Genomic DNA, 12,215 nt, shown 5'->3' with positions numbered 1-12,215 from the left:
TTTCCTTTCGAAAAAGGAAAATTTTCTTCTATATTAATGACTTTAAATACCGTTTATCAATCGCTGTTTCATGTGAAAGAGCTGACAAATATTCTTCTTGTGCTTTTTGTATTTCATCTACAATCACACCTTGACTATCCACTTCTTTTCCGAGCTCATCATACGTACGGTGAATAGCCTTTTGAATCATTGATAACTGGAAACTATCCATATTAGTTCCTCCTTTACGCATTACATAATAGCCAGTATATGCGCGCTGGAGGAGTTTTATACTATGAATTACGCGGTGGACGTTTTCCGAAGTACTGGTAGTAATCTGTACGGATAAATCCGTTAAACAGTTTACGTTTCTTCGATGCATCTTTTCCGTAGCACTTCTCAAATGCTTCGTAACTTGTTAATACATACGCTGACCATGTATCTAATGGACGGAATACTTGTCCCATTTCTTTGTACAATTGTTCAACAAGTGCTTTTTCACTTAAACGTTCTCCGTATGGAGGATTCGTTACAACATAGCCATAATCCTCTTTTGTTGTGAAATCTTTTACTTGCATTTGTTTAAATGTAATTAAATCGCCTAAGCCTACTTCTTCTGCATTATCTTGAGCAACTCGGATCATACGATGATCAATATCTGATCCAATGATTTGCAATGGTTGATCATAATTCGCTAAATCTTCAGCTTCTTGACGAGCTTCACGCCAGTTTTGTTTACCTACCCAGCCCCACTCATCTGATGCGAAGCCACGGTTAAATCCTGGTGCGATATTTTGTCCAATTAATGCTGCTTCAATCGGAATTGTACCTGATCCACAGAAAGGATCCACGAAAGGACGATCTGGCTTCCAGTTTGTTAATTTAATTAAAGACGCAGCTAATGTTTCTTTTAAAGGAGCTTCCCCTTGATCCACACGGTATCCACGTTTATGAAGTCCAACACCACTCGCATCAATTGTCAATGTTGCAATATCCTTAAGCATTGCAATCTCAATACGGAATAACGGACCATCTTCTTCAAACCAAGTTGTACGTTTATATGTTGTTTTTAATTTTTCAACGACAGCCTTTTTAACGATACGTTGGCAATCTGACACACTGAATAACTCAGATTTTAAAGATTTACCGATAACAGGGAACTCACCATTCTCTGGAATATAATCTCCCCAGTTTAATGCTTTCGTTTTCTCAAACAGCTCATCAAATGTTGTCGCTTTGAATTCGCCAACTTTAATTTTCACACGGTCCGCAGTACGTAACCATAAGTTCGTGCGACAAATCGCCTTTTCATCTGCTTCAAATGTTACTTTGCTGTTTTCTACTTGGCATTCATAACCAAGATCACGAACTTCTCGGGCAACTAACGCTTCAATACCCATTGCCGCTGTTGCGATTAAAGTAACTTTTCCCATTTGCATTCACCTCTTATGTATATTCAAACAATGATTTAATAGCCGTTTATCCTATTAATCATTACATTTTACAAAAAATTTTCTCATTAACCATTTTAACTCATACATTATAACTTCATACAAATAAAAAGCCCTCCTCTAACAAAGGAGAGCTGAGTTATTTCATAGTTGGTTCATAACGTTCTGTAAGCCATGTTCTGTTCCTTTGTACTGCAAACGGCCCACGCCTCGTACTCCGGTGGCAATCATCTATCTACAGGTTATACAACCTGTCCTTTCCCATCGTTCATTTCCTTGGAAAAGATTCCCCTACCATTATTTGGGTTTCTCGCTCGTGGGGTTTACCTCGTTCCACTCCTATCATTTCTTCAAGGACTTCGTCACTGTGGCACTTTAAAGGTAGTCAAACCATATCCGAAAGGACTTAGGTTTTTTCCCTGCCGTTAAACCAGCCTTACAGCCAGAATACCCTAGCTTATGAATTGGCTAGGCACGAACACTACAGCCATCTCAGGCCGTGCGAGCATGGACTTTCCTCTACAACGTTGGCGTTGCAGCGATTACCCAAACGTTATGACATCCATTAGTATAGTGGAAACAAAAAGATTTTGCAATGTTTTTTTCTATGTAAAATGCTTTAACTTTTTTCCCACTAGAAATTATTCGTATAACTTACTTCCAAATACAGCTTTTTCTAAATTAGATAGACGTTTTAAAATATCCGTATTCGTGCTGTTGTATACAGGTTGTGCAACTGGTGGTTGTACAGGTTGTTGTGGAATTTGCGTTGCTGCTAGTTTTTGTTCCTCTAGTTCACGCTTTAAACGAGCATTTTGTTGCTTTAATTGCTCAAACTCCTTGTGGAAAGCTTCATAGTCTTTAATGATCATATCAAGAAACTTGTCTACTTCTTCTTGTTGGTAACCTCTCATACCTGTTTTAAATTCTTTTTCTAAAATATCTTTTGCCGTTAATTTAATTTTATCCGAAATCATTTTCTTCACCTCAAATTTTTGCCAAAACTTTCATTAACTAAATTTTTTCAGAAACAATGCTTTTTGTCAATCATATATACGAGTACTATATTACATATTACTCAGCATTATTCCACTGTTCCTCTTCTATTATATCTTGTAAATCAGAAAAAAGAATGAAATAACTGTGATAATTTTCTATTTCTCCTTTTTTCTTTGCTGCTTCTACAATATATTTAGGACTCCCTGGTTTTTCTTCATCATATACAGCTAAAAGTGCATCACTTTTTTCAATAAAAAATTGATTTTTTAATTTAAATTGCTCTGGGCTTTCGTACTTCCGTTTCGTAATACTATCAATATGGTCTGCTTGAGAGAGAATAAATTCGTAATATTCACGGTTATCTTCCTTCCAACTTTCTTCTTGTTCTAAAAAAGGAGTAAATATACCTAATTTTAGATCTGGGTATTCTACTTGCATTTCAAAAACAACTTCAGCAGCCCATAATTCCACCCCTAACTGCCCACTTATTATCACCCATTCCAAACCTTCTTCTACAAAAGCAGTTAATTTTCGGTGCAATGCCTTTTTTATACATTCCACCCCTGGATGATCATTTTTAAATATACCAAGTTCAAATGGTTTATATCCCGTTACAGCAATTACTTTCATACCAACACTCCAATTACAAAAAAAGAACTAGCATTTCGCTAGTTCTAACATATCATTTACTTTTTAAATATTCCACCAACGTTTGGTCCAATATTCGGACCTACTGGTGATACATTGTTTGGTAAAAATGGTGATACATTTGGTGGCCCTACCGGTGATACATTATTCGGTAAGAATGGTGATACATTTGGTCCTGGACCAAATGGAGATACGTGATGTCCGTGATGTCCATGATGTCCGTGACCACATGGTCCACATCCGCCGCCAAATCCTGGATCGATTGGATCTACAACATTTACATTTGAGTTTGTTTGCGGGAAGAAGTTTTGTTTTTTAATTTGCTGATGATGTACATGTGTTGTATGCGTCGGGAAAATGTGTGGCACCACCGTTGTTGAAAAAGAATGTGTTACGCATTGTTTCGTCGGATGAATGACAGGAGCAGTTGTACAAATAGGTCCTGTAGGCTTATGCCCTCCAAAGCAAGGATGACAATGATGCATAGTTTTTTCTCTCCTCTCTCATAAAAAAAATCTGATTACACTTTACAGTATGAGAAAAGAGGGAAAGCCGTTTGTTATATATACCCATTTATTACAAGGAAATTTGTCTAGTCCTTACTTCATATACCATACTTTTTATAGACAACCCTCCAAAATTACTTACCAAAAAATCCTCCAACTTGCTTTACAATACCTGTCACTTGATTCATCGCGTTCATCATTTGTCCGGCTGTATTCATCATTTTATTTACATCATAGTTCCCATCTGACGTTTTAAATTGGGAAACAAAACTAGAAAACTGACTCGGTTGCTGTTGTTGTTTTTGCTTATTCTGTGTCGGATACGGTTGTTTTGGCGGATAAAACATCGCTTGTTGATTTCCATAAGGGGATGGCGGCATATAATATTGCGAATTCATATAAGGTTGTTGTTGATTCATATAAGGCTGCTGCGGTTGTTGTTGATTCATAAACGACACTTCAAATGGTTGATAATAATTTTGATTTCCATAATAAGGCTCGAAAGGATACATATTATACCTTAAATATGTATCCGTATTATATTGGTACATATTTTGCTGTGTATATGGATTAGCTTGCTGATATACGTTGGATTGTTGAAACATGCATTCTCTCCTCCTTCACATAAGTTTCTACATATATAATATGTACCGGTAAAATAATGTGTGTGACAGAGTATCTGTCTATTTTTGTCGGAAGTTTAAATTTTTAAAAAATTAAAAAAGAAAACCCTTCCATGCTATGATAATGAAGAAGAAGATTCTCATGGGGGAGGAATCAACATGGTATTAGGGGATTTAAAACAAGCGTTTTCTCAAAAAAAGGGGTATTACACAGAGAATGTAAATGAATTGTTAGACTTTGCGAGACATTGGTATCTCGAAGGAAAAATATGCATTTCCGATTACCGAACTTTAATAAAAGAATTAGAAATAAACGGGGCAACAAAACCTACAACAATGACAGAAGCATAAAAAAACAAGAGGGTTCCCCCTCTTGTTACTTACATTGCTCAATTATATTTTGCAAAGTATACGAAATGGCTTGATGCGTTTCAAAGAATCGCTTACCTTTACCTTTATTTACAAAGCATTGCAACACATTTGTTTGTAAATTATCGTATACTTGATCAATTTGCTGTACATGTATATACTTCGGTTTTTCTTCCTTAATCCATTTATAAGCTAATTCTTTCCACACTGTTAATTCTTCATCTACCATATTTACAAACGGTTTCATATCCTTATAAAAATCGTATTCAACCATTTCTCTTTTTTTCACATTTGCTTCATTATTATACTGCATAAGTTTTTCCGAAGATTGTACTAACGCTTCATACACCATTTTATTCCCACCTTATTATGCACTCACTACGACGTTTTGAAATGCCTTCACCCAGTTCCCTTTTTCTTCGTGATGCACTAATTTATTTTCCATATGCTCAATATGCATTTCTGTTATTTCTATCTTATTGCATATTCTTTCACTCTTATCCTTCAATGCATGATTCATTCTAATCCCTATATTCATTTCCAGCAAATCGAGAGAACTTAACATTTGATCCATTGTTTTCATTACATCTTCCTTCTGAACCATCGCCATATACAAAACGCCTCCTTCTTTGCTTTTCCTTTGTCATGTAATTTCGCCGAATGATTTCGCACTCCTGCCCACATGACAAAACTAGTTGTTATTCGTCAAAGAAATCATTTTGCATGTCATTTATAGAAATGGTAACAATACAAAAAGGAGGTGTATGAAAATGGCAAAGAACAAAAGCGAAAAAAAGAAAAAACAAAACAAACAAAATAAACCCGAAACTGGTAATCCAAAGTTAGATGGTCCAAACTTCCCTGCTACATAAAGTGAAACTTTAAGTCAGTCCTCACAATCGCGCTTTTACGGGCAGCCCCCACCTAAATTCTTTGCTTTCACTGAATTTTGAGTCAGGGTCTTACTGCCCGGCAAATAGCGGGGTAATGTGAAATTTTAGTGATTTTACAAAAAGCTGATTTCTGAAACATCCTCAATCTCTTATATTTATTACATTTTGAGATTGAATCTTTACTCGTAGCAGGATTACTTCACATTAAGAAGTCCCGTCTTCACAAATGAAGACGGGACTTCTTTTTTATTATATCATGAACTCATCTATCCTTTTAACAAAACGATTTACGATAGAAGCAGCATAGATTTGCTCCCTCTTTCTTTTATACCATTCCGTTATATCAACTTCTCCCTTATACTCTTCCAGCAAAAACAGCTCTTTTATTTCCGTATCTCTACAAAACCAATCTCTCATACTTATTTCCTTATGTGCAACAACAGGATAAACCTCTCTAAGGGCTGGTGTACAAGATTTTCTCGCTTCTCTTACATAATGTTCATAATCCGCTCTTGATCCTGTGTGTATCGTTTGCGATGCGAACCTATGGAATAAACGTTTGTAATTCGGATGGAACAGTAATGCCGCTAATTTCTTTCCTAGTTCTATACGCTTTTGTAACGTTTCAAATTGATAAACTGAAAAACCATACATATTCCCTTCGACGGTTGGAAAAATAACGGCACTAATATGAAGCATTTCTTGCAATTTAAAAAGGACCGTATGAAATACATGTTTTTTAAAATATGCATTTTCAATGATTGGTTTTTGAATTTTGTTCTGTTCATTTATAATAAGCGCTATCATGAGCCTATTTATATCTTTTTTCTCCCAAAAATATATCCATTCTTTCTCCATAAAAATTGACACGTTGAAATATTGTAACAAATAGAATAGAGGCACCTGCCTCCTCTTACTTTCTTCGTATAACAATAGCTGAGGAAATGCATCTAAAAAAATAATCCAATTTGCTTCTTCATAAGTTAGAAACAAATGTTTTTTTACTGTTTGAGGTAAAACAGTAGCATAATATCTCCCTTCTAAATCAGTCATATTCCATCCTGCATTTCTTGAGACCATACTTGCTAAAAAAGCCCACCTAATCTCACTATTTCTTACATAATATTCTTGATAACACTGTGTTCGAGAAATGTTGTCCATATTAGCTATTTCTATTTCCCTCTTAATGTTGTAAACGATTGTTTTTTCCTCTTCTGTACAGACCATATTTTTACGATATTGCTTAATTTTTTCATAATCATTCCATGTAAACATAAATAAGTCCTCATGCCTTTCTTGAAAAAGGTCACATCTTTTTTCATTTTTTGTTATAATCACCTTTGTAAGTAATTCTTAGCAAGTTGGGAGTGGACACACTATGACCATTCGTTACCCAAATGGAAAACGGTACAATCAAGCTTCACAACCTCATAAAACACCAATTAAAAAACATACTTACAGTAATAGAGGTATGTCCCTTGAAGAGGAATTGAATGAAACGAATGAATATTACTTAACCCATAATATTGCATGCGTACATAAAAAACCTACACCTCTTCAAATTGTAAAAGTAGATTACCCCGCTCGAAGTGCTGCAGTGGTAAAAGAAGCGTATTTTAAACAACCTTCTACAACAGATTACAACGGTGTATATAAAGGGAAGTACATCGATTTTGAAGCGAAAGAAACAAAAAATAAAACCAGCTTTCCACTTCAAAACTTCCACCTTCATCAAATTGAACATATGAAGCAAGTAATCGCTCATAATGGAATTGCATTTGTTATTATTAAATTTACACTTTTTGATGAACTTTATTTATTAGATGCAAAACATATTATTGCATTTTGGAATCGTCAAAATACTGGTGGAAGAAAATCGATTACGAAAGAAGAAATAGAAGAGCATGGATCTTTATTATCATGCGGTTATCACCCTCGGATTGATTATATCCGTGTACTAGACACGGTTTATTTTTCGTGATAGAGTCATCACTAAGGCTCTTTTTTCGACTTTTGGGGAGAGAATGAAAGGTAGGAGAAAGTATAATGTCAGATAATTATCGTTCTCGTACAGAACGAAACCATGTAAAAAATCAAAAGCAAGAAACAAATACAGAGAAAAAACCAAAGAAAAAAGGCTCCTTTTTTAAAAAATTCCTTATAGGTTGTCTACTTCTTGGTATCGTTGGTCTTGTAGCTGGCGTGTCCGCTTTCTTTGTTATGGTGAAGGATGCTCCAAAATTAGACAAATCAAAACTTGTCAATCCTTTATCAACAAAGTTTCTTGATAAGGACGGGAACTTTTTCTATGAATACGGTGCTGAAAAACGAACCCACGTTACGTATGATCAAATTCCAAAAGTAGTTGAAAATGCATTCCTTGCAACTGAGGATTCACGTTTCTATGATCATAATGGAATTGATTTTAAACGAACTACAAAAGCAGTTATGGAAAATGTCACTGGGGGATTCGGATCTCAAGGTGGTAGTACGATTACACAACAAGTAGTCAAAAACTATTTTCTAACGATGGACAAAACTGCAAAGAGAAAAGTGCAAGAATGGTACCTATCTTACAAATTAGAGCAACAATACTCTAAACATGAAATTTTAGAAATGTACTTAAATAAGATTAACTTAGGTAACCGTTCGTACGGTATTGCAACAGCAGCAAAAAAATATTATGACAAAGATTTAAAAGACTTACAGTTACATGAAGCTGCTATGCTCGCTGGTTTACCCCAAGGCCCAAACATTTATGATCCAACCAAAAAGGAAAATGTTGAACGAGCAACAAATCGTCGTAATGTCGTATTGTCATTAATGAATCGACATGGTTATATAACAAAAGCTGAAATGGATAACGCAACGAAAATCCCTGTAACTGAGGGTCTTCAACCATCTTCAGAAGTAACAGAGATGAAGTATCAAGCATTTTTAGATGCTGTTGTAAAAGAAGTTGAAAAAGAATATCCCGATGTAAATATCGGTTCAGATGGTTTAACAATTCATACAACACTTGATCAAGATGCGCAAGATTATGCTGATAAAATTATGGATGGCAATCTTATTAAGTATCCGAACGATCAATTCCAAGGATCATTCGTATTTATGGATACACAATCTGGAGAAGTTCGAGCAATTGGAGCTGGGCGTAAAGAAAGTAAGTCTACTTTCAAAGGTCATAATATGGCCACTGATTTAAAACGCCAAGTTGGTTCAACAATGAAACCAATTTTCGACTACGGTCCAGCAATTGAGAATTTACAATGGTCTACATATCATCAATTAAATGACTCAGAGTATACGTATTCCACTGGTAAAAAAATACGAAATGCAACAAATAGTTACAAAGGTGACGTTTCACTACGTGAAGCTTTGAAAAAGTCATTAAACATTCCAGCTTTAAAGACAGCTCAAGCGGTTGGTCTTCCTAAGTCACAAGCGTTTGCTGAAGGTTTAGGTATGACATTTAAAGACGGCAAAACATTTGAATCAACAGCAATTGGTAGTAACGATAGTTCTCCATTACAATTAGCAGGGGCATATGCAGCCTTTGGTAACGGTGGGAACTACAATAAACCGCACTTCGTAAAAGAAGTTATCTTCCCAGATGGGAAAAAGAAAAGTTTTAAACCGAAAGAACAACGTGCGATGCAAGACTACACAGCTTACATGGTGACTGACGTTCTTCGTGACGTAGTAAAACCTGGTGCTGGCGGTACTGGTCCAACAGCATACGTTTCAGGTGTTGATGTTGCCGGTAAAACAGGAACACAAAACTTTGATGAAGACGTTATTAAAAAATATGGTATTCCAGCTGATGCAAACAGAGATAGCTGGTTCGCTGGATATACACCGCAATATACAATGGCAGTATGGACTGGTTACGAAAAAAATGGCCCAGAAAACTACATTAGTGATCGTTATACTAGAATTGCACAGCAAATGTTCCAAGTAATGATGAGCAAATTCGCTACAGATAAATCCCGTTTCGAACGTCCTTCTTCTGTACAAGAATTAAATGGTGAATTGTACGTAAAAGGTGCTAAGAAAGATGCAGTGAAACAAATTAAAGTAGATGCACCTAGTGGTCTTAATGTTACTTTCGATGGGGCTAGCACCGTTACACTAAACTGGTCTGGACCAGCAGAAGTTGATGCGTATGCAGCAAGCTATAAAGCAACTGACGGTTCAAGTGGTAGTTTATCAATAAATGGTACGAAAGCTACTCTTGGTGGTATTAAACCAGGCGTTACTTACAGCTTCTCTGTGGTAGCGAAAAAAGGTACTGGAACAAGCCCAGCAGTTGGAGCATCCTTCACTGCGCCTGGCGGAACTCCAGATGCGAAGAAAACTGAAGAGGAAGCTGCCAAAAAGAAAGCCGAAGAAGAAGCTAAGAAAAAAGCTGATGAGGAAGCTCAGAAAAAGGCTAATGAAGATAAATTAAAACAAGAAGAAGCCAAGAAAAAAGCTGATGAGGAAGCTAAGAAACAACAAGAACAACAACATAAACAGCAAGAAGAAGCTCAAAAGAAAGCTGATGAGGAAGCTAGAAAAAAAGCTGAAGAAGAAGCTAAAAAACAACAAGAACAACAACATAAACAGCAAGAAGAAGCTCAAAAGAAAGCTGAAGAAGAAGCTAGAAAAAAAGCTGAAGAAGAAGCTAAGAAACAACAAGAGCAACAACAAAATCCAGGTGAAGATACACCACACGCAGACGGAAATGTTGTTACAACAGAGTCTTAATACAAAAAAGAAGTCCTTTCTCTTAACGAGAAAAGGACTTCTTTTTTGTTATCATTTTCTTTACATATAGCTTTTCTATTTCAATATACAACTGCGCTAACTGAATATAAGAATGATAATTATTCGGTTTCTTTATAATGAACGAATAGCGCTCTATAAAATTCACTGGTTGTACTTCCAACATACTCGTGTAATCTTTCATTTCGTTCAAACTATGAATAGGTTGCTCATTTAACCAATATACAATTGATAACAAATGCGCTGCAAAAAGAATCATTGGACCTTCCGCTTCTTGCTTATTTCTATTTCGAAATAGTGTAGCAATGTCTTCATGCTTACTTTTCCATACATTCAATAGTACTGGAATACTTTTTTCAATTTCATTCCACGGCTCATATTGTCTTTCCATATCATATATAAAATAAGTATGTTGTATGATTTCTTCAAAAGACTGTTCTGTATAATATGCAATCGAATGTATACTTTCTTTAAAAAATGGTAAGCATCGAAATTCTTTCGGTATTTCTATCACTCGTTCCATCCTTTATTTCCCCTTCATTCGCTTCTTTCCTTCACGACAAATTTCTAGTAAAGGGCATTCTTCACATTGTGGCCGTTGTGCTTTACAGTGATAACGTCCAAAGAAAATCATACGGTGATGTGTAACACCCCATTCATCCATCGGAACTTTCTTCATTAATGTCTTTTCTACTTCTAACACCGAATCTTTCCATCTACAAATCGCTAACCGTTTACTCACTCTTTCTACATGCGTATCAACAGCAATTGCCGGAATGCCAAACGCTACTGAAACAACTACATTTGCTGTTTTTCTCCCGACTCCTGGTAATTTCGTCAGCTCGTCACGGTCTTCTGGAACTTTTCCATTATAATCATCCAGCAACATCCGGCACAATTTTTGAATGTTTTTTGCTTTATTTCTATACAACCCAATAGAACGTATATCTTGTTGTAACTCTTCTAAAGAAACACTTAAATAATCTTCTGGTGTTTTATATTTTTGAAATAAATTTTTCGTCACTTTATTTACAAGTGCATCTGTACATTGTGCAGATAATGCTACCGCGATTACTAGTTCAAACGGATTATCATGAATTAATTCACAATGTGCTTCTGGATACATATCTGCCATTGTGTCTAAACAATAACGGATTTGCGTTTTATTTAACATATACTTCCTCCTACATTACTGCTCCAACCAATTATAAAAAGGCACTTTCCCAGTAAATTTCGTCTCTTGTTTTGTCGTTTGCTGCGTTCGTTGTTGATTTGCTCTAAACTTTCTTCCTTGATTTTGGGCTTGATCTACTGTTTTAATACCATTCTTTTTCCACTCAAATAAAATACGATCAATATATCTGAAATTAAGCTTACCACTCATTACAGCTTCCCTGAGGGCCGCTTGAATTAAATTCGGATGGTGTTGATCTTGATCTTCCCACATTCCCAACGTCTCACATTCAAATGGAGACAGCGGTCTTCCAAATTCCTTTTCAAATACTGTATATAAATTTACTTGCAATTGTTTTATTTCTTTTTGTTCTTCCTCTATTGATTCATTCATTAAGAAATGCAATATTTTTTCCCAAAGCGGTTGTAAAGAATAACTTTCACACATCATCGCTTCTGATTTTTGTCCACCTTCTAATGATAAAAAACCTTTTTGAATCAATGCCTGAATGACTTCCATACATTTCATTTCACTAATCGTCATCCGTTCTGAAATCTCTGACGGAGTTGGAAACGAATTGCCCGACTCTAAAAATGTGTGTACATGAAGTACAACCATAAATTCAGTTTCATTTAACCCTAATTTTTTATAATGCATCATAAGTAATTTTGGAATTGCAATGCTTCCCTGCTCAAACCATTGTAACATCATTTTCTTTTTCATCACCAAACACCTCGCTCTCTAGTATAACACACCTTTCGCTATTTCTTTTTACCACAATTCGTCAAAAAAACCTCCCTATTATG

The 12,215-nt window shown here is 35.6% G+C and carries 16 protein-coding genes and 1 other RNA gene; 4 read left to right on the top strand and 13 right to left on the bottom strand.

Features of this window, described 5'->3' with window-relative positions; all coding sequences use genetic code 11:
• Nucleotides 1-28 precede the first annotated feature (28 nt).
• The 7 genes from AAG068_RS07870 to AAG068_RS07840 all read right to left on the bottom strand — a co-directional run bounded on the left by AAG068_RS07870 (nucleotide 29) and on the right by AAG068_RS07840 (nucleotide 4,188).
• Nucleotides 29-211 (bottom strand): DUF3921 domain-containing protein, encoded by a 183-nt coding sequence (locus AAG068_RS07870; protein WP_000376898.1) that lies wholly within the window; start codon nucleotides 209-211, stop codon nucleotides 29-31.
• Between the two features lie 61 nt (nucleotides 212-272).
• Nucleotides 273-1,412 (bottom strand): THUMP domain-containing class I SAM-dependent RNA methyltransferase, encoded by a 1,140-nt coding sequence (locus tag AAG068_RS07865; protein WP_000521234.1) that lies wholly within the window; start codon nucleotides 1,410-1,412, stop codon nucleotides 273-275.
• 181 nt (nucleotides 1,413-1,593) lie between these two features.
• An RNA gene (rnpB, locus tag AAG068_RS07860) (RNase P RNA component class B) lies at nucleotides 1,594-1,984 on the bottom strand.
• 87 nt (nucleotides 1,985-2,071) lie between these two features.
• Nucleotides 2,072-2,407, bottom strand: a complete 336-nt coding sequence (gene gpsB / locus AAG068_RS07855) for a cell division regulator GpsB (RefSeq protein WP_342718811.1) — start codon at nucleotides 2,405-2,407, stop codon at nucleotides 2,072-2,074.
• Nucleotides 2,408-2,504: 97 nt separating this feature from the next.
• Nucleotides 2,505-3,059 carry a DUF1273 domain-containing protein gene (locus AAG068_RS07850; RefSeq protein WP_342718810.1) on the bottom strand — a complete coding sequence of 185 codons (555 nt, stop codon included), beginning with the start codon at nucleotides 3,057-3,059 and terminating at the stop codon, nucleotides 2,505-2,507.
• A 56-nt stretch (nucleotides 3,060-3,115) separates the two neighbouring features.
• A complete protein-coding gene (locus AAG068_RS07845) occupies nucleotides 3,116-3,562 on the bottom strand; it encodes a CotD family spore coat protein (RefSeq protein ID WP_342718809.1) in 447 nt (148 codons plus the stop codon).
• 155 nt (nucleotides 3,563-3,717) lie between these two features.
• On the bottom strand, nucleotides 3,718-4,188 hold the full coding sequence (locus AAG068_RS07840) for a YppG family protein (RefSeq protein WP_306185525.1): 471 nt from the start codon (nucleotides 4,186-4,188) through the stop codon (nucleotides 3,718-3,720).
• Between the two features lie 177 nt (nucleotides 4,189-4,365).
• Between AAG068_RS07840 and AAG068_RS07835 the strand changes: the two genes are divergently transcribed.
• Nucleotides 4,366-4,557 carry a YppF family protein gene (locus tag AAG068_RS07835; protein ID WP_000242661.1) on the top strand — a complete coding sequence of 64 codons (192 nt, stop codon included), beginning with the start codon at nucleotides 4,366-4,368 and terminating at the stop codon, nucleotides 4,555-4,557.
• A 25-nt stretch (nucleotides 4,558-4,582) separates the two neighbouring features.
• On the opposite strand, the gene AAG068_RS07830 is transcribed toward AAG068_RS07835, so the two are convergent.
• The gene (locus AAG068_RS07830; protein WP_342718808.1) at nucleotides 4,583-4,927 is read right to left on the bottom strand and encodes a YppE family protein; all 345 of its coding nucleotides are present in this window, start codon (nucleotides 4,925-4,927) and stop codon (nucleotides 4,583-4,585) included.
• A gap of 15 nt (nucleotides 4,928-4,942) precedes the next feature.
• Nucleotides 4,943-5,185 carry a hypothetical protein gene (locus AAG068_RS07825; protein ID WP_342718807.1) on the bottom strand — a complete coding sequence of 81 codons (243 nt, stop codon included), beginning with the start codon at nucleotides 5,183-5,185 and terminating at the stop codon, nucleotides 4,943-4,945.
• A gap of 85 nt (nucleotides 5,186-5,270) precedes the next feature.
• Between AAG068_RS07825 and AAG068_RS07820 the strand changes: the two genes are divergently transcribed.
• Nucleotides 5,271-5,447 (top strand): phage portal protein, encoded by a 177-nt coding sequence (locus AAG068_RS07820; RefSeq protein ID WP_342718806.1) that lies wholly within the window; start codon nucleotides 5,271-5,273, stop codon nucleotides 5,445-5,447.
• Nucleotides 5,448-5,717: 270 nt separating this feature from the next.
• On the opposite strand, the gene AAG068_RS07815 is transcribed toward AAG068_RS07820, so the two are convergent.
• Nucleotides 5,718-6,743, bottom strand: coding sequence for a DUF2515 domain-containing protein (locus AAG068_RS07815; protein ID WP_342718805.1), 1,026 nt, complete (start codon nucleotides 6,741-6,743; stop codon nucleotides 5,718-5,720).
• Nucleotides 6,744-6,846: 103 nt separating this feature from the next.
• Here AAG068_RS07815 and recU point away from each other — a divergent pair, with 103 nt between their 5' ends.
• Together recU and AAG068_RS07805 are read left to right on the top strand one after the other, a co-directional pair.
• Nucleotides 6,847-7,449: a Holliday junction resolvase RecU gene (recU, locus tag AAG068_RS07810; RefSeq protein ID WP_000155592.1), complete on the top strand. Its 603-nt coding sequence runs from the start codon at nucleotides 6,847-6,849 to the stop codon at nucleotides 7,447-7,449.
• A 65-nt stretch (nucleotides 7,450-7,514) separates the two neighbouring features.
• The gene (locus AAG068_RS07805) at nucleotides 7,515-10,217 is read left to right on the top strand and encodes a PBP1A family penicillin-binding protein (RefSeq protein WP_342718804.1); all 2,703 of its coding nucleotides are present in this window, start codon (nucleotides 7,515-7,517) and stop codon (nucleotides 10,215-10,217) included.
• Between the two features lie 22 nt (nucleotides 10,218-10,239).
• On the opposite strand, the gene AAG068_RS07800 is transcribed toward AAG068_RS07805, so the two are convergent.
• The 3 genes from AAG068_RS07800 to dnaD are packed head-to-tail and all read right to left on the bottom strand — an operon-like array spanning nucleotide 10,240 to nucleotide 12,132.
• On the bottom strand, nucleotides 10,240-10,758 hold the full coding sequence (locus AAG068_RS07800; protein ID WP_342718803.1) for a YpoC family protein: 519 nt from the start codon (nucleotides 10,756-10,758) through the stop codon (nucleotides 10,240-10,242).
• A 3-nt stretch (nucleotides 10,759-10,761) separates the two neighbouring features.
• Nucleotides 10,762-11,409 carry an endonuclease III gene (gene nth / locus AAG068_RS07795; protein WP_342718802.1) on the bottom strand — a complete coding sequence of 216 codons (648 nt, stop codon included), beginning with the start codon at nucleotides 11,407-11,409 and terminating at the stop codon, nucleotides 10,762-10,764.
• Between the two features lie 15 nt (nucleotides 11,410-11,424).
• Nucleotides 11,425-12,132 carry a DNA replication protein DnaD gene (gene dnaD / locus AAG068_RS07790; protein WP_342718801.1) on the bottom strand — a complete coding sequence of 236 codons (708 nt, stop codon included), beginning with the start codon at nucleotides 12,130-12,132 and terminating at the stop codon, nucleotides 11,425-11,427.
• Nucleotides 12,133-12,215 lie beyond the last annotated feature (83 nt).

This window comes from Bacillus paramycoides (genome assembly GCF_038971285.1).
In the GTDB taxonomy this organism is placed as follows: domain Bacteria; phylum Bacillota; class Bacilli; order Bacillales; family Bacillaceae_G; genus Bacillus_A.
The sequence above is the reverse complement of the archived record's forward strand: the minus strand, read 5'-3'. Positions and strand labels throughout refer to the sequence as shown.